Source organism: Nocardia sp. NPDC059691 (assembly GCF_042733915.1).
GTDB classification, from domain to species: Bacteria; Actinomycetota; Actinomycetes; order Mycobacteriales; family Mycobacteriaceae; genus Nocardia; species Nocardia sichangensis.
Map to the genome: position 1 here is coordinate 22,332 of NZ_JBHWFB010000019.1, position 19,359 is coordinate 41,690.

18 protein-coding genes are annotated in these 19,359 nt (G+C 69.0%); 6 read left to right on the top strand and 12 right to left on the bottom strand.

The genetic code is table 11. The features are described 5' to 3' along the window. Positions 1-272 precede the first annotated feature (272 nt). Together ACFV2O_RS32650 and ACFV2O_RS32655 are read left to right on the top strand one after the other, a co-directional pair. A complete protein-coding gene (locus tag ACFV2O_RS32650; RefSeq protein ID WP_379255453.1) occupies positions 273-1,418 on the top strand; it encodes an acyl-CoA dehydrogenase family protein in 1,146 nt (381 codons plus the stop codon). After that, complete coding sequence (locus ACFV2O_RS32655) at positions 1,402-2,097, top strand: helix-turn-helix domain-containing protein (protein WP_355078431.1); 696 nt, start codon at positions 1,402-1,404, stop codon at positions 2,095-2,097. Before ACFV2O_RS32650 ends, ACFV2O_RS32655 begins: the two co-directional genes overlap by 17 nt. On the opposite strand, the gene ACFV2O_RS32660 is transcribed toward ACFV2O_RS32655, so the two are convergent. Next, positions 2,079-2,405 (bottom strand): hypothetical protein, encoded by a 327-nt coding sequence (locus ACFV2O_RS32660; protein ID WP_379255455.1) that lies wholly within the window; start codon positions 2,403-2,405, stop codon positions 2,079-2,081. The genes ACFV2O_RS32655 and ACFV2O_RS32660 overlap by 19 nt on opposite strands. 230 nt (positions 2,406-2,635) lie before the next feature. On the opposite strand from ACFV2O_RS32660, the gene ACFV2O_RS32665 reads away from it, so the two are divergent. After that, positions 2,636-3,394 carry a hypothetical protein gene (locus tag ACFV2O_RS32665; protein ID WP_379255457.1) on the top strand — a complete coding sequence of 253 codons (759 nt, stop codon included), beginning with the start codon at positions 2,636-2,638 and terminating at the stop codon, positions 3,392-3,394. A 6-nt stretch (positions 3,395-3,400) separates the two neighbouring features. Here the strand turns inward: ACFV2O_RS32665 and ligD are convergent, their stop codons facing one another. The 5 genes from ligD to ACFV2O_RS32690 all read right to left on the bottom strand — a co-directional run bounded on the left by ligD (position 3,401) and on the right by ACFV2O_RS32690 (position 7,398). Continuing rightward, positions 3,401-4,402, bottom strand: a complete 1,002-nt coding sequence (ligD, locus tag ACFV2O_RS32670) for a non-homologous end-joining DNA ligase (RefSeq protein WP_379255459.1) — start codon at positions 4,400-4,402, stop codon at positions 3,401-3,403. After that, the gene (locus ACFV2O_RS32675; RefSeq protein ID WP_379255460.1) at positions 4,399-5,484 is read right to left on the bottom strand and encodes an ATP-dependent DNA ligase; all 1,086 of its coding nucleotides are present in this window, start codon (positions 5,482-5,484) and stop codon (positions 4,399-4,401) included. The genes ligD and ACFV2O_RS32675 overlap by 4 nt, the downstream gene beginning before the upstream one ends. Positions 5,485-5,610: 126 nt before the next feature. Continuing rightward, positions 5,611-6,042: a cold-shock protein gene (locus tag ACFV2O_RS32680; RefSeq protein WP_379255461.1), complete on the bottom strand. Its 432-nt coding sequence runs from the start codon at positions 6,040-6,042 to the stop codon at positions 5,611-5,613. A gap of 2 nt (positions 6,043-6,044) precedes the next feature. Next, positions 6,045-7,145, bottom strand: coding sequence for an SPFH domain-containing protein (locus tag ACFV2O_RS32685; protein WP_355078427.1), 1,101 nt, complete (start codon positions 7,143-7,145; stop codon positions 6,045-6,047). Between the two features lie 19 nt (positions 7,146-7,164). Next, a complete protein-coding gene (locus ACFV2O_RS32690) occupies positions 7,165-7,398 on the bottom strand; it encodes a hypothetical protein (protein ID WP_355078426.1) in 234 nt (77 codons plus the stop codon). 107 nt (positions 7,399-7,505) lie between these two features. On the opposite strand from ACFV2O_RS32690, the gene ACFV2O_RS32695 reads away from it, so the two are divergent. Beyond that, positions 7,506-10,553 carry a tetratricopeptide repeat protein gene (locus ACFV2O_RS32695; RefSeq protein WP_379255464.1) on the top strand — a complete coding sequence of 1,016 codons (3,048 nt, stop codon included), beginning with the start codon at positions 7,506-7,508 and terminating at the stop codon, positions 10,551-10,553. A gap of 12 nt (positions 10,554-10,565) precedes the next feature. Here the strand turns inward: ACFV2O_RS32695 and ACFV2O_RS32700 are convergent, their stop codons facing one another. Continuing rightward, positions 10,566-11,195, bottom strand: a complete 630-nt coding sequence (locus tag ACFV2O_RS32700; protein WP_355078424.1) for a TetR/AcrR family transcriptional regulator — start codon at positions 11,193-11,195, stop codon at positions 10,566-10,568. 171 nt (positions 11,196-11,366) lie between these two features. On the opposite strand from ACFV2O_RS32700, the gene ACFV2O_RS32705 reads away from it, so the two are divergent. Further along, positions 11,367-12,866 (top strand): condensation domain-containing protein, encoded by a 1,500-nt coding sequence (locus ACFV2O_RS32705; RefSeq protein WP_379255465.1) that lies wholly within the window; start codon positions 11,367-11,369, stop codon positions 12,864-12,866. A 12-nt stretch (positions 12,867-12,878) separates the two neighbouring features. On the opposite strand, the gene ACFV2O_RS32710 is transcribed toward ACFV2O_RS32705, so the two are convergent. Genes ACFV2O_RS32710 through ACFV2O_RS32725 form a run of 4 tightly spaced genes read right to left on the bottom strand, consistent with a single transcriptional unit; the run spans position 12,879 to position 18,263 of the window. Then, positions 12,879-14,204 carry a pyridoxal-phosphate dependent enzyme gene (locus tag ACFV2O_RS32710; RefSeq protein WP_379255466.1) on the bottom strand — a complete coding sequence of 442 codons (1,326 nt, stop codon included), beginning with the start codon at positions 14,202-14,204 and terminating at the stop codon, positions 12,879-12,881. Next, on the bottom strand, positions 14,204-15,718 hold the full coding sequence (locus tag ACFV2O_RS32715; protein WP_379255468.1) for an alanine racemase: 1,515 nt from the start codon (positions 15,716-15,718) through the stop codon (positions 14,204-14,206). Before ACFV2O_RS32715 ends, ACFV2O_RS32710 begins: the two co-directional genes overlap by 1 nt. Next, positions 15,715-17,001 (bottom strand): heavy-metal-associated domain-containing protein, encoded by a 1,287-nt coding sequence (locus tag ACFV2O_RS32720; protein WP_379255469.1) that lies wholly within the window; start codon positions 16,999-17,001, stop codon positions 15,715-15,717. The genes ACFV2O_RS32715 and ACFV2O_RS32720 overlap by 4 nt, the downstream gene beginning before the upstream one ends. Then, positions 16,998-18,263 carry an aminotransferase class V-fold PLP-dependent enzyme gene (locus tag ACFV2O_RS32725; protein WP_379255470.1) on the bottom strand — a complete coding sequence of 422 codons (1,266 nt, stop codon included), beginning with the start codon at positions 18,261-18,263 and terminating at the stop codon, positions 16,998-17,000. Before ACFV2O_RS32725 ends, ACFV2O_RS32720 begins: the two co-directional genes overlap by 4 nt. Positions 18,264-18,401: 138 nt before the next feature. Here ACFV2O_RS32725 and ACFV2O_RS32730 point away from each other — a divergent pair, with 138 nt between their 5' ends. Continuing rightward, the gene (locus ACFV2O_RS32730) at positions 18,402-18,833 is read left to right on the top strand and encodes a pyridoxamine 5'-phosphate oxidase family protein (protein WP_379255471.1); all 432 of its coding nucleotides are present in this window, start codon (positions 18,402-18,404) and stop codon (positions 18,831-18,833) included. On the opposite strand, the gene ACFV2O_RS32735 is transcribed toward ACFV2O_RS32730, so the two are convergent. After that, positions 18,830-19,264, bottom strand: coding sequence for a CBS domain-containing protein (locus ACFV2O_RS32735; protein WP_355078417.1), 435 nt, complete (start codon positions 19,262-19,264; stop codon positions 18,830-18,832). The two genes, ACFV2O_RS32730 and ACFV2O_RS32735, sit on opposite strands and share 4 nt — an antisense overlap. Between the last annotated feature and the right edge of the window lie 95 nt (positions 19,265-19,359).

A 19,359-nucleotide genomic window follows, 5' to 3' on the forward strand; every position in this document is an offset into this window, starting at 1 on the left:
CAGTACGAAGGATTGACCCTTGGAGGGAAAGGTAAAACGTCCGAATATGGCGCAGCTCACCACCGGAATCGCGGCACGGGCGGCGGTTTCTCGTCGGCACTCGGCAGACTGCCCGCCTCCGCTCGCGGTCGGGCCTGGTCATCCGGGCGCGGGCTCGCATCCGGGTGGCCGTGACGGCGGCTCGCTTTCCTTGTTGACAACTCGCCAATAGTTCGGGAATCTGAGCCGTAACCGGCGAAGGGGCCGGACCGGAGCTAGCAAAGGATCCAGCGATGGCGCGCGCGGCGTGGAGTGACGACGAGGTCGAGGCGGTACGAGACCTGGCGAAGACCTTCTTCGAGAAGGAGGTCGTGCCTCATGAGGAGAAATTCGTCGCGCAAGGGCACCCCGATCGCGCGCTGTACAACCGGGCCGGTGAACTCGGCCTGCTGTGTCCAGCGATTCCCGCCGAATACGGCGGTGGCGGCGGTACGTTCGCGCACGAAGCCGCCATCATCGAGGAGCAGGCCCGCGCCGGGGACGGATCGATGGGCATCCCCGTGCACAGCTCGATCATCGCGCCGTACCTGTACGAGTTCGGTTCCGAGGAACTCAAGCGGCGTGTGCTGCCCAAGGCCGCGAGCGGCGAGATCGTGCTTTCCATCGGCATGACCGAGCCGGGCACCGGATCGGACCTGCAGAACATCAAGACCCGCGCGGTACTGGAGGGCGACGAGTACGTCATCACCGGCTCGAAGATCTTCATCACCAACGGCTGGCTCTGCGATGGCATCATCATCGCCGCCAAAACCGACCCGACCAAGGGCGCGGCCGGTGTCTCGCTGATCTTCGCCGAAGTCGGTGACGACACTCCCGGTTTCGAGCGCGGGCGCATCCTGAACAAGATCGGCGGCAAGGCCCAGGACACCGCGGAGCTGTTCTTCGACGGCCTGCGCGTGCCCGCGTCCAACCTCCTCGGCGGCGCCGAGGGGCAGGGCTTCTACCAGATGATGCAGATGCTCGCGCAGGAACGCCTGGTCACGGCGATCATCGCTGTCGCCATGATGGAGAAGGCGGTGCAGCTCACCGTCGATTACACCAAGGGCCGCGAAGCGTTCGGCAAACCGCTGTTCGCCATGCAGAACACCAAGTTCGAACTCGCCGAGTGCGCGACCGTCACCAAGGTCTCGCGCACCTTCCTCGACGACTGCATCGACAAGCACCTGCGCGGTGAACTCGACATTCCCAGCGCTGCCATGTCGAAATACTGGCTGACCGATCAGCTCGGTATCGTGGTGGACCGCTGCCTGCAACTGTTCGGCGGCTACGGCTACATGACGGAGTATCCGATTTCCCAGCTCTACACCGGCGCCCGCGTCCTGCGCATCCTCGCGGGCAGCAACGAGGTGATGAAGGATCTCATTGCCCGGTCTCTCTGACACCAGGAGTGCGGCCGCGGACGGTGGCGCCGACCCGGCGCTACCGCGCCGCCGCAGGCTCGAACCCGACGAGCGGCGCGCGCAGATCCTCGCCTGCGCGATCGACATGTTCGGCGAGCGCCCGTACGCGGCCGTCTCCACCGCCGAACTGGCGCAGCGCGCGGGCGTGGCGCGCGGTCTGATCAACCACTATTTCGGCAACAAGCGCGACCTCTATCTCGCGGTGGTGCGGCGCATGGTGACGTTGCCCAAGCTCGACAACATGGTCGTGCCCACCGGCAGCTGGCGTGAGCGGGTCGATGCCAGCGTGCGCTGGCTGCTGGACACCATCGCCGAGCACGGCAGCACCTGGGTGAAGGTCACCAGCCACGAGGGCGTCGGCGACGATCCCGAGGTGCAGCAGATTCTCGACGCCGCCGACGACGCGGCGGCCGAGCGCCTGCTGCTGATGGTCGGCCTCGCCGATTCGGCACACGACGCCGAACTGCGAGCGATGGTGCGTGCCTATGGTGGTCTGGTCAAGGTCGCGGGCCGGGAATGGATCACGCGCGGCACGCTCACCCGCGCGCAGGTGCACGAGCTGCTGTGCGACATGCTGCTGACGCTGGTCACCGAATCGCTGCCCAAGGTCGACCGCAGGCAGTCACCCGGCGGCCCGGATCACCGCTCGCCGCTGTAGCGAATCGGACGCAAGGCGCCCGGCCCGTGGCCCTGGCGGCCGTGCTTCAGTTCGATCGCCTGTTCCCGGTGATGTTCGACGAGCAGGGCGCCGACGCCGGTGATCCACAGCGCGGCCGTCACGACCACACCGACGCCGGTCCAGCCGGTGAACCCGTATCCGGCGGCGGTCAGAGTACAGGCCAGCGCTACGACGCCGAGGGTGCACAACACGATGCCCGGGAGGTTGAAGTTGTCGTCGAGCAAATCTCCGGCCCTGGCATGCCAATGCGGGGTATCCCGGCCGCTCGAGGTCGTCTTATCGGACATGGATCCTCCTGGAGAAAGGCCGCGGTCAGGTGGGTCGTATGTCGACCAGCATGCGCCTCGGCTAACAGATTCGCGAGAGTTGCGACACGTTTGTTATTACGGCCCGATCACAAATATCCGACACTTCGAATCAACTTTTCGCCGCGCGCGCCCTATTCTGTGTCGGTATATCGGGGCGGGTCCGGGCAGTCCGAGGTTCCTGCGCGGTGTTGGTGTGGAGAGGGACCTGAATGACACGGGCAGAACGGCGTGATACGGATCGCTGGCCGCAGGCGCGGCCGGAGGATCGCTGGTCGGAGCCCGAGCCCGACGGCGGCTGGGCGGACGAGGAGGACGAGCGCTGGCCCGAACAGCCGCCGAGCCGCCGCCGAACCGGCCGACTGCGGGTGGAGATCCCGCCGATCGTCAATCCGTACGCGATCGTCGCGCTCGTGGGGGCGCTGCTGGGGCTGTTCCCGGTCGCCATCGTGTTCGGCTTCATCGCCTTCAGTCACCCGCGCGGCCGGGTCATGGCGATGTTCGCGCTGCTGCTCGGCGTCGCCGAGATCACCGCGGTGGCCGGGTTCGTCCTGCTGACGGGCAACTGGCTGCCGGACGTGATGAACCGTCAGTCCGTGATCGCGCCCACGCCCGTCGCGTCGGTGCCCACGACCGTCGAGCGTCCGGTGGCGACGACCACGGCGGCAGCGCCGAGCCCCGCTGTGACCACTACGCCGTCAGCGAGCCAGGGACCGGTCACGAAAGGTTCGTCGTGCAGCGAGGCGCAGCTCGGCCAGATCGGCAGCGCCGCCGACGGTGGCACCCTGATCTGCCTCACCACCTCCGGCGGCTACCAGTGGGCGGGCCCGCACGTCGTCGCGACCGCCGTGCAGCAAGCGGGGTCGAAGTGCGACGCCTCCGGGGCGAAGACCGGACGCACCGCCGACGGCCGGGCCCTGGTGTGCGAACTCAGCGGCCGCAGCGGCACCTGGGTGTTGTGGACCGAATAACGCCCGCTATTCGGCCTTCTTGGCGCGGCTCGGCTGCACCCTGGGCGGTTCGTTGGGCATCTTCGGATATTGCGGGGGCCACGGCGCGTCCATGAGACCGGCCGCCATGTCCCGGTCGGACATCTCCAGCAGCGGGGCGATGGACTGGGGCGCACGGTCGGCCCACGGGTCGCCCGATGCGGCGTAGCGTGCCGGGACGGTCGCGATGGTCAGCTCGTCGGGCACCACCGAATCCAGATCCGCCCAGCTGATCGGCGTCGAGACCTGCGCGCCGACCTTCGGCCGCACGCACCAGGCGCCGAACACCGTTTTGTGCGGCGCGTTCTGATTGAAATCGATGAAGACTCGGTTGCCGCGTTCTTCCTTCCACCACTGCGCGGTGATGTCCTCCGGGAACCGGCGCTCCAATTCGCGGGCCAGCGCCACCGCGGCGGCCCGCACCTGATAACCGTCCCACTTCGGTTCCAGCGCCGAGTAGAGATGCAAGCCGCGTGAGCCGGAGGTCTTGATCCAGGATTCGATGCCGAGTTCGGCGAGCAGATCCCTGGTGCGTATCGCGGCGTGCCGGAGATCGGCGAAGGTGATGCCCGGCGAAGGATCGAGGTCGATGCGCAGCTCGTCGGCGATCTCCAGATTGTCGGCGCGGTTGGGCCAGACGTGGAACCCGAGGCATCCCTGGTTCACCGCCCACAGGATGTGGGCGAGATCGTGGGCGACGAGGGCGTCGCTGGTGGTGCCGTTCGGTGTGGACACCTCCACGGTGTGCAGCCAGTCCGGCGCGGATTTAGGCACCCGTTTCTGGAACCAGGACTTGCCGGACGCTCCGTCGGGATACCGCTCCAGCAGCAGCGGACGCCCGCCGACCACATTCAGGAACGGCTCGGCGATCGCCTGGTAGTAACGCACCAGATCGAGTTTCGTCTCGCCGCGCTTGGTGAAATAGATCTTGCCCGGATTGCTGATCGTGACGGTCCGGCCGTCGGTCTCGATGTCGACGGACTCGGTCATCGCGCCGCGCCTTCGCCGAACAGCGTGCTCAATTCCGCGGGCGCGACCTCGTCCAGCTGCGCGTAGGTACACGATTCCGGCGTCCGGTCGGTGCGGAAGCGCACCAGCCTGCCGCCGTGGCGCAGCCGTCCCGACTGCACGTGCTCATAGCGCACCTCGGCGACCAGCTCCGTCCGCAACGCCTCCCAGGACAGATCCTTGCCGCCGGTCCAGCGGCTGACGCCGCCGGGCATCTTGCCCTCCGCCGCCGCCTGCGCCGCGGCGTCGGCCCAATCCCGCCAGGGATGGTTGTCGAGCGCGTTCTCCCGCAGTGGCGCGAGCTCCTCGACCAGTTCCTTGCGCCGGGCCGCGGTGAAGCTGCTGGCCACGCCGACGTGGTGCAGGCGGCCCTCGTCGTCGAACAGTCCGAGCAGCAGCGAGCCGACCCCGGCCCCGTCCTTGTGCCAGCGGAAACCCGCCACCACGCAGTCGGCGGTGCGCTCGTGCTTGACCTTCAGCATCACCCGCTTGTCCTGGAGATAGGCGAGGTCGTCGGATTTGACCATCACGCCGTCGAACCCCGCGCCCTCGAAACGGGTGAACCAGTCCTCGGCGACGTCGGGATCGTGGGTGAGCGGAGTCAGGTGCACGCGCGCGAGCGCGGTGTCCAGGATCGTTTCGAGCAGCCGCCTGCGTTCGATGAACGGCTCCCCGGTCAGATCCTTGTCGCCGAGGGCGAGCAGATCGAAGGCCACGAAACTGGCCGGCGTCTCCGCGGCCAGCTTGGCGACCCTGGACGCGGCCGGATGCAGCCGGTTCTGCAAGGTGTCGAAATCCAGACCCTGTTCGGTGACCACCACGATCTCGCCGTCCACCACGCAGCGGTCCGGCAGCGCCTGCTTCAGCAATTCGGCGACCTCGGGAAAATACCTGGTCAGCGGCCGGTCATTACGCGAGCCGAGTTCCACTTCGGCGCCGTCGCGGAACACGATGCAACGGAAACCGTCCCATTTGGGTTCGTAGCTCAGGCCCGGCTCGCGCGGCACCGCGGGCGCGGATTTGGCCAGCATCGGCCGCACTGGTGGCATCACCGGTAGATCCACGCGATCCTCCTCGGGTCCGATCCTCACCCATGTCGACGGTGCGCGCGGACCGAACTCATCGGTATGCGGCCGCGGCCTCGGCTCGATCGTAGGCGGGTGCCCCGACAGGTTCGTGGACTTCGCCGGTCAGTTCTCCAGCCAGCCGTGCTGGTCGGCGAACGCGGTGAGCCGGTCGCGGATGGTGAGGATCTCACCCGCGGTGAGCGCGGGGCTGGCGTCCAGGAGCAGCTCGGTGATCAGGCGCTGGTGCTCGGCGACGGTGAGCTGTCCCGAACCGGCCCTGTCCTTACCCTTGTGCCGGGCGGGGGGTGCGGACGACCCGCCGACCACAGTGAGATTGACCGCCTTGGGTCCGCGGTCGCCTTCGGTCACCTCGAACTCGAACACCCGTCCCTGTCGCAACTCGTCCTCGTCCAGGCCGATGTCGTTGACGTGGACGAACACATCGGGTCCACCGTCCTCCGGCCGAATGAATCCGAATCCCCGAGAGCTGTCGAACGACACCAATTTCCCGATGGACACCAACACCCGCTCCTCGTCGCCGTCGCTACTGGGCAACTTTAACGCGCCTTTTCGCCGTCGTCGGAGGAAAGCGCCTTTTGCAGCGAATTGAAAACGGTCAGTCCCTGACCGACCATTCCGTTCACCAGTTCGCTGACTCCGTCCGGTCCGTTCAGCACGGTGAGATTCGCGTTCGCCAACCCGTTCGACGCCTGCCGCACGATTTCCGGAAGTTGTTCGATCAACAACTGATCCAGCGCGATGCGGTTGTTCGACGCGGCCGCCTCGGCTTGGATCCGGGTCCGGTCGGCTTCCGCCTCGGCCAGGATGCGCACCCGATCCGCTTCCGCCTGAGCGGGTTTGACGACCTCGGCCTGCAACTGCTGCTCACGCAGCTCGGCCTCCTTGCGCGCCTGCTCGGCCTGGGCGGTGAGCACCTCCTGCAACGCCATCGCCTCGGCGAGCGGGCCCGCCTGCGCCGCCTCCGCGTTGGCCTTGTCGATGTCGCGCTGGTACTGCGCGCGCAGGATCGCCGTCTCGCGCTGATATTCCGCCTGCCTGCGCTGGGATTCCTGCTCGGCCTGCGCCGCCGCCTGCGCGGCTTGCGATTGCGCGATCTGCGCGTCGCGCTGGACGGCGGCATTGTGCGGGGCGGCGAGCGCGGCGATATAGCCGAGGTTGCCGTCGTCGATGGACTGGATCTGGAACGAATCGACCCACAGGCCGATGTTGCTCATCTCGACTTTTGACGCGACGAGCACTTCGTCGGCCAGTTTCTGCCGCTCCCGGATGATCTCCTCGACCGTCATCGAGCCGACGATCGAACGCAGGTGCCCGGAGAAGATGCGCCCGGTCAGCACCGACATCTCCCGCTCCTGCTCGGAGAGGAACCGCTGGGCGGCGTTCACGATGGAGGAGGTGTCGTTGGCCACCTTGAACGCGATCACCGCGCGGACGTCGAGCTGGATCGCCTGTTTGGTGACGCACCGCTCCTTGATCTCGGATTCGAACATCGCCAGCGACAGGTAGCGCACCTTGCGGAACAGCGGAATCACCCAGGCGCCGCGTCCGATGACTACTTTGAACGGCGTGTTGTCGCGGCTCTTGCCGCCGCTGACCAGCATCGCCTCGTCCGGGTCCGGCACATGGTAGCCCAGCACGTCTGTCTCCCTTGCTCTTTCAGGTTTCTGCGGCCGGGTCCGGGGTGAGCGGAATCCACGGGACGACGTCGACGACGCGCCCCGGATGGACCGCGATGACCAGCACGGTCGCACCGGCCGGGATCGGCTCGGCGGACTGTGCGATGTACAGCTCGGTTCCCCCGCGAATCGCGACCAGGACCTCGCTCAGCGTCCCGGCACCTCGGATCGGCGATGTGAGCGTACCCGTCAAACCCACCACCGGGTCGGTCATCGCGCGATCTCCTTCTTCCGGCTCTCGGACCGTCACCCTACGTCTCGCACAGCGCCTTTCGGTATCGGTGCGGCGGAACGGCGCGGCGGCGCGAGTATGTTTCTTGCATGGGAGGTCGGCTGGCGCTGGTGGTGGGATCGGAATGCGCGGCGCTGGGAGATCTGGGTTTCACCGAAGAACTCGCCAACGGCTTGTACGGGAGTCTGACCGCAGCGGGCGGGTGGCGGCCCGCCATCGAGCTGGACGGCCCGGTGCTGAATCCCACTGCCGCGCAACTGCTCGAGGCCGTCGACGCGGCCTTCACGGCGGCATCGCAGCGGCAGGCCACCCTGCTGCTCGGCTTCATCGGGCACGGCGTGGCGACCAGCGCCGAGGACTTCTACCTGCTCGGCCACGATTCACCCGCTGATCCCACCTCGCACAACGCGTTTCACCTGACCCAAGAGATCCGCGAGCGGCTCGACCGCGCCGCGCTGGACGGGCTCGTGCTGCTCGTCGACGCCTGCGAGGCGGGGCAGGGCGTCCAAGGGGCCGCGCGCCGGTGGACGGATCTGCTGGCGCAGTCGGGCGGCCGGATGGAACTGCTGGTCGCCTCGGGCGACGGGCCCGCGTACTCCGGATGCTTCACCCGCACCATGCTCGCCACCTTCGACCTGGGCCTGCCGCTGCGCGGGGAGAACCTGCTGCCCTCGGACCTGGTCGATCCGATCGCCGTGCAGTGCACCCATCAACAGCCGCAGCATCTGTCGTTCAGTTCCGGCGCGGTGTCCACGGCACAGGGCGTCGACCCGGGGCTGTGGCTGGTGCCGAACACCGCGCGCCACCGCGACGCGGTGAGCGGACGCTCCGCCGCCGGATTCGTCGACCAGCTCACCCGGCGTCTGCTGCTGACGCCCGATGTGCGCGAGCGTCTCGACGCGATCGTCGACGCGGGCAGCCACCGGCTGCGTGCGGTGCTGGGGCCGGCGGGCGTGGGCAAGTCCACGCTGCTGGCGATGCTGATCCGCCCCAGCCTGGTCGACGGGCTCGCCGTCACCCCCGACTACATCACCGCCGCGGTGTTCCTGACGGTGAACAGTTCGGTGGAGTCCGTGGCCGCGGAGCTGGCCGCGCAGCTCGACGCGCGCGTGCCCGGCTTCCGTGAGGCGGCGCGCGCGGCCAGGGCGCACCGGCCCAGGGACGAGTTCGACATCTTCGACATCCTGGTCCGCCGCCCGTTGGCGCGGCTGTCCACGGCGGGCCGCCGGGTCACGCTGGTGTTCGACGGACTGAACCAGCCGCAGGAGGGGACCAGGCGGTTGCTCGTGGCCGCGATCGCCGATCTGACCGGCCGCGAAGATCTTCGGCACGTGCGCGTGATCGTCGGCATCCGGCCCGGCACCGGCGTGGAGGACGATCCGGGGCTGGCGCACATGCACCGCATCGATATCGCCGAACCGGCGGCCGACGACATCGCCGCCGTGGTGGATTCCGCGCGCGGCACGGCGCCGCTGGGCCCGGTCGACTGGATCGGCTGGATCCAGCGGCTGCTGGCGGAGACCCCCACGGACGCGAGCGGTTCGCGGGTGGTGGCGGGTGGCTGGCTGGTCGCCGGCATCCTGCTGGAGGTCGCTTCGGGATTGACCGACGGCGCGGTGGCCTCCGGGATCGGCCTCGACCGGGTCATCGCCCTGCGTGTCGAGACGGCGCTGCGCGGGCTCGATCCCGAAACCACCGGTGACACAGCGGCTCTGCTCGGTGTGCTGGTCGCGGCGGGTGTCGGGCCGGTGTTGCCGCTGGAGCTCTTGGATTCGGCGCTGTTGTCGCTCGGCGTCGACCTCAGCGCCGCCCGGGTCCGCGACATCGCCGTGAATCTCGGCACCCTGGTCACCCGCAGTCATCCCGGCACCGTTCGCGAGTCGCTCGGCGTGACCCACAGCGCGTTCCTGCCCGCGCTGGGCGCGGAATGCCACCGCCTCGGCGTGCGCATCGCGGACGCCCACCGCGCCCTGGTCGCGGCGATCCAGGCCGACGGAGGCGACCGGGCCGCGGACTACGCGCGCGGCGCGGCCGTACGCCACTGCCTGGCCTACGGCGATGCCGCCTTGGCCATCGACTTCCTGGAGAAACTGGAAACCGGCAGGTCGGCCGACGACCGCGACCTGTGGGCGGCGTGGACGCCCGACTTCGCCGAGTCACTGGGACCGGACCATCCCTACACCTTCATCACGCGGGAACGGTGGGCATATCACCGCGCCGAGAGCGGCGACCTGGTCGGCGCAGTCGCCGATTTCGAACAGTTGCTCGCCGACCGGTTGCGGGTGTTCGGACCCGACGATCCGGCCACCTCGGACACCCGCGACAAGCTGGCGAGCTACCGCGCCCGCTGCGGCGACTACTCCGGCGCGGGCGAGGAGTTCGAGCATCTGCTCGCCGACCGGCTGCGCCTGCTCGGGCCCGACCATCCCGAAACCTTGCGCACCAGGAACAACCTGGCGTCCAATCGCGGCGACGTCGGCGACTTCGCCGGGGCGATCGACCGGTTCGAACAGCTGCGCGCCGACCGCGCCCGCGTGCTCGGCGCCGATCACCCGGACACCTTGCGCACCCGCAACAGCCTCGCGTACTGGCGGGCGGCAAGCGGCGACCTCGCAGGCGCACGGGCCGAATTCGAGCAGTTGGTAGCCGACTATCTGCGCGTCTTCGGCGCCGACCATCCCAATACGCTCGGCGCGCGCAACAACCTCGCGGCGTTCCGCGCGCGCAGCGGTGATCTGTCCGGGGCGGGCGCGGAGTTCACCCGACTGCTCGACGATCGTCTGCGGGTGCTCGGACCGGACCACCCCGACACGCTGCTCACCCGCGGCAAACTGGCCGCCTACCGCGCCGACAGCGGCGATCTCGCGGGCGCGATCACCGACCTGGAGAAACTGCTCGGCGACCGGTTGCGCGTGCTCGGCCCGGACCATCCGGACACCTTCGACACCCGCAACGAACTCGCGGGCTGCCGCGCCCGGCACGGCGACCTGACCCGCGCCGTCGCGGAACTGGAGGTGTTGCTGGTCGCGGAGTTGCGCGCTCTCGGCCCCAGTCACGGCGCCACCATTCGGACGCAGAACACGCTGGCGTACTGGCGGGGCCGGTCCGGGGACCTACCGTCCGGCCGCACCGGGTGACGCGCGGGGCGGTCAGGGACGGTAGAGCGAGCGGTACACCGTGAGCATCGCGAGGCAGTGCTCGATGATCTGCTCGCGGGTGGCGCGCAGCGAGCCGTTCAGCCATGCCGAGAACATGCCCGCGTTCCCGCTGGCCATGGTCACCGCCGCCAGCCTGCGCTTGACCGGATCGTCGATGTGGCCGAACAGATGGTCCTGCATGATCCGGGTGAAGACCGGCATCACCGCGAAGGTGGTCTGCCCGAGCCCGGTGCTGGAATACGGCTCGACCAGGAACAGCCGGGATTTGCGCGGGTCGGCGAGCACCTTGTCCACCAGGATCTCCGACAGCGCGCGATCGCGGGACGGGTCGTCGGTGGCGGCGAAGGCCGTCATGGGTTCGAGGAATTCCTCGGCGACCTGACGGTAGAGCACGTCGAGCAGCTCGTCGCGGCTGGCGAAGCTTTCGTAGAAGTAGCGGTCGGTGAGATTGGCCTTACGGCACACCGCCCGCATGGTGACCCCGCTCGCGCCCGACTCGCCGATCAGATCGAGCGCCGCTTCCAACAGCGCCGCCCGCCGCGTCTCCCTGCGCTCGGTGAGCGTCGTCCCACCCCAGATCCGTGGGCCCCCGTCGTCGTCTGCGTCCTGACCTGTCTGCACGGCCCAACGATAGTGCCTGGCGGCGCGCCCCGGCGCCGCGCGCACCCGCCTCGCCCTCCCCGGTCTTGCCGAACTGGATTCCGCGCCGTCACGGTGCGGTAACTGACGGTTTACTCGACCTGGTTACCTTCCCTGGGTTGCTCGGTGGTTCGGTAGTGGAGGTGACGGCGCGTGCACAACTCCGCTGCGGCGATCTCGTCCGAAGGAATCGGTCACGTACTCGGGCATGCGGGGATGCGCCCCGTACGACCGGCGGTTCGGCCTCTCCCGCCGCCGCGGCGGCCGCTGCCGCTGGCCCGTGGGCCGCGTCCGGCGCACATCCCGCTCGCCCCCGCGCAGGAACGGATGTGGCACGCCGCGCGGGCCGGGAACTCGAGTGACTGGAATGTGACTCGCGCGGTGCGACTGTCCGGACCGGCACTGCGGCCCGAGGGGATCGTCGCCGCGATCGACGACGTCGTCGCCCGGCACGAACCGCTGCGCACCCGTTACCCGAGGACCGCCTCGGGCCCGGCCCAGGTGATCGTCCCCGCGAACGAGGCCGGGGGGCGGACCGACGTCGTCCTGGCCACCGAAGCCGAATTGCCGCGGCATATCGCGGAATTCGCCGCGATCGAGTTCGATCTGGAGACCGACCTGCCGCTTCGCGCCCGGCTGTGCGTGCTCGGACCGCACGAGGTGGTGCTGGTGCTGGTCGTGCACCACATCTCGATCGACGGGCGGTCGGTGGCCCCGCTGCTGCGCGATCTCGGCACTGCCTACCTCGCCGGACAGGCCGGAGCCGCGCCGGACTGGCCGCCGCTGCCGATCGACTACGCGGACTACACCTTGTGGAAGCACGCCCAGCTCGGTGACTACTCCGACGAATGGAGCCGCGCCACGCAGCAGTTGCGGTACTGGGCCAACACCCTGGCCGGTCGGCCGCCGGTGCTCGAATTCCCCTGCGTCCGGCCTCGTGCCATCCGCCGAGGCGGTGCGAGCGCGGGTGCCGTCGTATCGGTCGCGTTCGCCGCCGATGTGCACCGTGCGCTGCTCGATCGGGCGTGCGCGGCGCGAGCCAGCCTGTTCATGGTGTTGCAGACCGCGTTCGCGGTGGCCGTCGGCGCTTTCTCCGGCAGCGCCGACGTGACGGTGGCCACCGCGGTCGCGGGCCGCGATCACCGGCTGCTCGACGACCTGGTGGGCAACTTCGCCGACGACGTGCTGATGCGCGTCCGGCTCGACCGCGCCGCCGACGCGGAGGAACTGCTCGATCAGGTGCGCGGGGTGGCGCTGGCCGCCTTCGCCCATCCCGATACACCCGGCCAGCGGCTGAAGCGCTGCCTGCTGCAGGACGCGGCCTGCCCGCTGTTCCAAGCGACGCTCATCCTCCAGCGCGGCGCGGCCGCCCAGCCCGCGGCGGACGGTTCCGGCGGAGTGAGCATCACCGAGGTCGACACCGGAATCGTCCGCGCCAAGCACGACCTCGAATTCGGTCTCGTCGACCGGTACGACCGGCTCGGCGCGCCCGCGGGCATCGACGGCGTATTCATCTACCCGGCCGCGCTGTTCGAGCGGGGCACCGCGGTCGCTTTCACCGAATTATTCTCCGCCACAGTCGAACTCCTGGCCGCCGGTTACCGGGGTCCGGTCACCCCGTTGCTGACGGACTGGTCCGCCGGGCGGCGGTGAGCCCGCGGGCGATCAGCCTCGTTCCAGCGGCAACCCCGCATCGCGCCAGGCGACCACGCCACCGGCCAAGCTGGTGGCGTCGTAGCCGGCTCGCCTGGCCCGTGCGGCGAACCGCACCGACAGCTCACCGACGGGGCAGACGAAGACGACGGGGCGCGAGCGCGGGAACGGGATGCCGTGCCCGAACATGTCGTCGAGCTGGTCGTCGCGGATGTTCAACGCGCCGGGGACGTGCCCGATCCGATAGGCCATGGCGCCACGGCTGTCCACGATGGTCGGGCGTCCGGTCCGGTCCAGCTCGGCGAGCTGCTCGGGCGACAGCCGCGGCACCGCCGCCAGCTCCTCCTCGGTCGGGGCCGCTTCGCGTTCGGCGCGGCCGAACCGTTCCGGCCTGCGCTTCTTGATGTACGACAGGTACGGTTCGAGGCGATCGCAGACGATGAACACCGCCACGAGCGGATCGTCCGGATCCCTCGCGGACAGATCGAGCGCGCCGAGCGTCTCCAGCGCGGCGGCGTAACTCGCACCGCTGGTCGGCCCGGCCAGGACGCCGTATCCGCTCGCCAGGCGCAGCGTCGCGTCCACGGCGTCGCCCGCCGCCACGGTCACGATCCGGTCGTAGAATTCCGGCTGGAACAGCCCGACATCCCACATCTCGCTCTCCGAACGGATGCCGGGAATGAAGTCCGATCGCTCCGAAACCACTGCGACGGTGCGCAATTCGGGATTGTGCTTGCGCAGGTAGGTAGCGGTCCCCCTGGTGGAACCGGTGGTGCCGAGCCCGCCGATCAGATAATCGATCCTGGTGATGCCATCGGCGGCCAGGTCCTCGTGGATCTCCCGGCCGGTGCCGTGATGGTGCGCCTCGATGTTCTTCTCGTTGGTGTACTGCGACAGATGCCGGTACGTAGCGGGCTGCTGGGCCATGGTCGCCTCGATCACCGAGTAGACGTCGTTCGGCGTCGTCGGGTCCGGGCACTCGGAGAGGCCGGGCAGTTCCACGATCTCGGTGCCGAACAGCTGCAGCAGATCACGGACCTCGCCCACTTTGATCCGGTTGGTCACCGCGCGCAGGTCGATCCCGTACATCGCGCCGAGGACGCGCAGCGCTTTGGCCGTGTTCCCGCTGGACGCCTCGATGAGTGTCCGGCCCTCGGCGCGGATCCGCGCCAGGTCGTCGCGCAGCATCGCCCAGGCCACCCGGTCCTTCACCGAACCGAACGGGTTGTGCGACTCCAGTTTCGCGTAGAGTTCGACATTCGCCAGCCCGTGCACCGCGGGGTCGAGCCGCAGCAGCGGCGTGTTGCCGATGAGTTCGGTGATGTGGTCGTATCGCATCAGGGGGCCTCGACGGATCGGACCGGACGGTTGACGAGGTCGGTGGCGTGCGGCGCGATGTGACGCGGCCGGGACGACTCGACGGGGAAATCGGGCTCGTAGTCGGCGTCGTGCACGACCCGGGACCCGTCGGGCGTCCGGGTGACCGCGAGTTTCGCGGGCAGGGGATGCATGGAGGCCGTCGCGGCGGACAGGTCCATGTGATAGGCGGCGGTATTCGGGAACACCACCGAATCGCCCGGCCGGGGCCGCGCGGGCAGCCATACCTTGTGGTTGGTGATCAGATCGCGCTCCAGGCACAGCCGCCCGGCGAGGTAGACGCCGACCGGACCCGTGTCGCGGTCGCCCGCGGTCGCGTCATCGCCGGGCAGGAGGATCGGGTCGACCATGACCTCCTGATCGGCGGGCGTCACCGAATCACGGCTGAGGTCGACGTGCACCAGCACGCTGCCGTCGGCGACCTCCTTGACGAACTCGACTGTGGCCACCGTGATACCCGCGTGATCTACCAGCGCCTTGCCCGGCTCCAGCCACATCTCCAGCAGATTGTCGCCCGCCACCTGCGCCACCGTGCGTCCGCCGTGCCGCTCCAGCGGAGCGTCGAGCAGATCGGCGAGCATGCGGTCGGCGGCGACGGTGTTGGCGTACTTGTGGAACACCGGTGTGCCGTGCACGGCCCCGCCCGCGACGTGGTAGCCGAAGGTGTTGCTGCCCCAGGTCATCGGCTCCCCACGGCCGAGCAGCGATTCGCGCAGCGCGAGCACGTAGGCGTCGAACCGCTCGGCGTCGGCGGTGAACACCTGCCGGAAGCCGCCGCCGATGTCGAGCACCGACGGGGTGAGTCCGTGATCATAGGCGCGCTCGATCAGTCGCAGGCAGGTGTCTATCGCCCGGACGCGCTCACCGAGGTCGCCGGAGTCGAGGTGAAAGGCGAAGCCGAGGAAGGCGATCCGCCCGCGCCGCGCCGACAGCAGATCGAATGCCTGCTCGACATGCGCGAGCGGTATCCCGAACCGGCTCACCTGTCCCGCGTCGAATCCGGAAATTCGCAGTAGCACAGGCACTTCCGCTTGCTGCCCGGCCAGTTCCGCGATGCGGCCCAGCTCCCAGAGGTTGTCCACGTTGATCGTGACCCCTCGGTCGACGAGTTCGCGCAGGAAGGCTTCCCCTTTCGGGCCGGTGACCTCGATGCGCGCCGGATCGAACCCGGCGGCGCGGGCGCTGGACAGTTCGTGCGGTGAGGCCACGTCGACGGCGATGCCCTCGCGTTCGGCGGTGCGGACGAACGCGCGAGACTGGTTCACCTTGTGCGCGTAACAGATTCGGTGGCCGGGAAGGCTCCGCTCCAACACGGAACGCAGGCGCAGGAGATTCTCCGAATATACCTGCGGGAACACCAGATGCGCGGGCGATCCGAATCTCGTCAGCGTTTGCGTCGGGAGGCCGGGAGTGTCGAGAAAAGCGCGGACGATCGGGTGGAGCTTCGCGGGCAGCGCCGGCGGCCACGGCGTCATACGGCGGCTTCCGACGGCTCGGGGTCCGACGCCCGCGGCGCGTCGTCCGGCCGCTGCGCGACCGGGTTGTAGCCGCCGTCCCGGATCGCCTCGAACGCACGGGCCCGATTGCGCGGGCTGCGGAACTCGGCCACCACCCGTTTGCTGTCCAGGTCGATCTCGACCACGCGGATGTCCATCGACTCCAGCACTCCGCCGATCGTGCGGACGCAGTGCTTGCAGGTCATATCGGGCACGTAGAACACCTGGTCCTCGGCGGTCGCGACCCGGTCGGCGGTCGCCTCGTCGAGTTCGGCGCTGACCTCGGCGACCGCGCAGCGGCCCGCGATCTCGGTGAACGTCGCGACGAATCGGTCGACCAGCAGCGGGAGGAGACTGAAATGCCCGCTGTCGAGCTGGTGTGGCATGGCGGCCGGGCAGGCAGGATGGCTGCCCTCTGGCAGCAGGGCGTACTGCCGGGAGATCAGGTCGAGGTCGTCGTGGTACTTGGCGATCGCCTCGGCCACCGTGAGGCCTTCGGCCGTGGTGGCGCGCTCCATCACGGCGTGCGCGTCGGCGATGGTGGCGTCCTTCATCGCGCGCAGGGTCGCCACCGTCTCCGCCGAATAGCGGACGGTGCCGTCGGGTTGCGCGACCAGCGTCACCGGGATCATGCCCCGCCGGTAGGTCGAGGCCTGCAATTCCCAGAACCATCGCGTGGCGACCGCGGCGAAGATCCCGGAAACGCGGAGCCCTTCGGCGAATTCGGCGGCGTCGCGGTAGGGGGTCGCGTCCGCCAGCAACGCGTGCTGGGCCAGCACGCGCCCCGCCGCCTCGATGCCGACCCGGAAGATGTCGCGCGGATCGTGGTCGGTGGTCGTGCCCGCTAATACGGCGTGTTCGCGAGGTCCGAGCGCCGCGACCCGCGCGGCGAAATCGGCGTCGGCGTCCAATTGGCGCCACAACGCCAGGACCGTCTCGCGCGTCGCGATCGGCACCGACGGACCGAGACCACCGGCACGGAAGTGCCCGGTATTCGGGATGCCCGCGCTGTCGGTCCACGCGATCCGATGCGTCGCGCTCGTCACCTGGTCCGCGCGGCACGGCCGCATGAACCGCTCCAGATACAGCCGCTGCGAGTAGGTGAGATGGCTGTCCGGCTCGAGACCCAATGCCGTACAGGCGTATTCGAATCGCCGATGTCGGGGAGCGGGTACCGGTTCGGTGAACAGCCCTGGCTGCGCCAAGTCGGCCAGCACCCTGGACGCGGCCCGCCGGTCGTAGCGGGGGATGTCGTTACTCACGTGACCTCCTCGGCGATGGTTCGCACGCACGCGACGAATCGGTCGATCTCGTCGGGCGTGTTGTAGATGTGCGTGCTGACCCGCACCGAGCCCGCGCCGTCGGATTCGGCGGGGACGCAGTGCGCACCGGTGCGCACCAGGAAACCGAACTCGCTCAGGACGAATCCCGCGTCGGCGGCCGAGATCCCCTCCAGGGTGAAGGAGACGATGCCGTAGCCGACCTCGCAGGTCGCGTGCGCCGGGCCGGGCAGGAACTCCAGGCCGGGAACCGGTCGCAGCCCGTCGATCAGCCGCAGGGTCAGGGCGCGATTGTGCGCGGCGACGGCGTCGAGACCGAACGATTCCAGCACCTCCAGCGCACTGCCGAGGGCGAGGATGCCCGGAATGTCGGGCGTTCCGCCTTCCAGCCGCGACGGCATCGGCCCCGGGCGCAGCCCGCCGGGACCCGGTTCGACGCCGGAGTTGCCCCCGGGCAGGAACGGCGTCAACCGGTCGTGCACGCGCCGGTGGCAGTAGAGGATCCCGGTGCCGGGCGCACCGAACATCTTGTGCGCGGCGAAGATCGCGAAATCCGCACCGAGCGCGGTGACGTCGACCGGAAGATGGCCGCCGCTCTGCGAGCAGTCGAAGCACAGCAGGATCGCCGGATCGATCCGGCCGCGCAGTTCCTCGAGAGTGCTCAGACCGCCGAAGACATGGTGCAGATGCCCGGTCGTGATCAGCCGGGTGCACGGGGTGATCTTGGCCAGGATGTCGTCGGTGTCCGCCTCGCCCGCAGCGGTCACCCGGTAGGGAACGAGGTGGATGCGGCGTCCGAACCGGGCGAGCAGCCCGCGCAAGTGCTGCCACGGGTACACGTTCGACGCGTGATCGCTCGCGTTGTAGAGGATCTCGTCGCCGTCGGCGAGCGCCGTCAGACCCCACGACAGCGCGACGGCGTTGACTGCGGCGGTGGCGCCCGCGGTGAAGACCACCTCGTCCGGATGCTCGGCGCCGATGAACGCGGCGGCGTGTTCGCGGACGCGGGCGATCCGAGCCGTGAGACCGGTGGCCCAGGGGTAGGTGCCGCGGCCTGCGTTGGCGGTGTTGTTGCTGTGGTAGCGCTGAATGGTCTCGATCACCGGCAGCGGCTTCTGCGTGGTGGCGGCGCTGTCCAAATAGACCTCGGAGGCGCCGGCGATGGCCGGGAACAGCGCCCGCACCGCGGCGGGCGCGAACGTCGGGATTTCCGGCGGCCGGGGAATATCCTCCGTCCTCGTCACCGGCGATCTCGGGGTGGGGGACCGCAACGTGACGCTCCCTTCCCACCGGTAACTCGGACGTCACCCACGATACGCATTTTCGGTACGGACTTCGAAGTTTTGTCGTGGACAAAGGCTTTCACGACTAGCCTGGAACGTATGCCTCTGACCCTGCAAGAGCGTCAAGAGTTCCTAGCGCAGCCGCATATCGCGGCGTTCTCGGTGGCCGCGGGCACCGATCGTGGCCCGCTCACCGTCCCGATCTGGTACCAATACAGTCCCGGTGACGAGGCCTGGATCCTGACCGGCCCGGAGTCGCAGAAGATGCGCTACATCCGGGAGACCGGCCGGTTCGGTCTGATGGTGCAGCAGGCCGAACCCACGGTCCGCTACGTGAGCGTGGAGGGCCCGGTCACCCGGATCACCCCGATGACCGACGAGATGCACCGTGAAATGGCCGCGCGGTACGTACCCGCCGAATCGGTGGACACCTACCTGAAGGCGGCCGAGGCCTACGGTGAGCAGGTCGCCGTCTTCCTGCGGCCGGAGCACTGGCTCTCGGCCGATCTGGGGAACCTCAGCGAGCTCTAATATCTGCCCTGCAGGTACTCCACGAGGTGTTCGCGTTCGTCCGCCAATTCCGAGATCGCGCTCTTGACCACATCGCCGATGCTCACGATGCCGACCAGCCTGCCCTCGTGCACCACCGGCAGATGCCGGATGCGGTGGTCGGTCATGGTGCGGCGCAGGCCGTCGACCCGGTCCTCGGGCGCGCAGGTGCGCACCGCGGAGGTCATGATCGCCGAGACCGGCATGTCCAGCAGGTCCGCGCCCCACGCGTGCAGACTGCGTACCACGTCGCGCTCGGAGACGATGCCCGCGATCGTGTTGCCGTCGGGGGAGACGACGACAGCGCCGATGTTCCGCTCGGCCAGCGTGGCGAGCAGTGTGCGTACCGTCGTATCGGGCGCGACCGTGGCCACGTCGCTGCCTTTTCTGTGCAGGATCTCCGAAATTCGCATATTTCACCATCCAGACGTCGCGGCACTACCAGGATCGCAAGTTCACGGCCCGGTGACCAGCACGAATCCGTTACAGGCCACGATCAGGTCACGGC

Coding starts and splice junctions, on each gene's coding strand:
- ACFV2O_RS32650 (WP_379255453.1), top strand. CDS start 273: ATGGCGCGCGCGGCGTGGAGTGACGACGAGGTCGAGGCGGTACGAGAC.
- ACFV2O_RS32660 (WP_379255455.1), bottom strand. CDS start 2,405: ATGTCCGATAAGACGACCTCGAGCGGCCGGGATACCCCGCATTGGCAT.
- ACFV2O_RS32665 (WP_379255457.1), top strand. CDS start 2,636: ATGACACGGGCAGAACGGCGTGATACGGATCGCTGGCCGCAGGCGCGG.
- ligD (WP_379255459.1), bottom strand. CDS start 4,402: ATGACCGAGTCCGTCGACATCGAGACCGACGGCCGGACCGTCACGATC.
- ACFV2O_RS32690 (WP_355078426.1), bottom strand. CDS start 7,398: ATGACCGACCCGGTGGTGGGTTTGACGGGTACGCTCACATCGCCGATC.
- ACFV2O_RS32695 (WP_379255464.1), top strand. CDS start 7,506: ATGGGAGGTCGGCTGGCGCTGGTGGTGGGATCGGAATGCGCGGCGCTG.
- ACFV2O_RS32710 (WP_379255466.1), bottom strand. CDS start 14,204: ATGCGATACGACCACATCACCGAACTCATCGGCAACACGCCGCTGCTG.
- ACFV2O_RS32715 (WP_379255468.1), bottom strand. CDS start 15,718: ATGACGCCGTGGCCGCCGGCGCTGCCCGCGAAGCTCCACCCGATCGTC.
- ACFV2O_RS32730 (WP_379255471.1), top strand. CDS start 18,402: ATGCCTCTGACCCTGCAAGAGCGTCAAGAGTTCCTAGCGCAGCCGCAT.
- ACFV2O_RS32735 (WP_355078417.1), bottom strand. CDS start 19,264: ATGCGAATTTCGGAGATCCTGCACAGAAAAGGCAGCGACGTGGCCACG.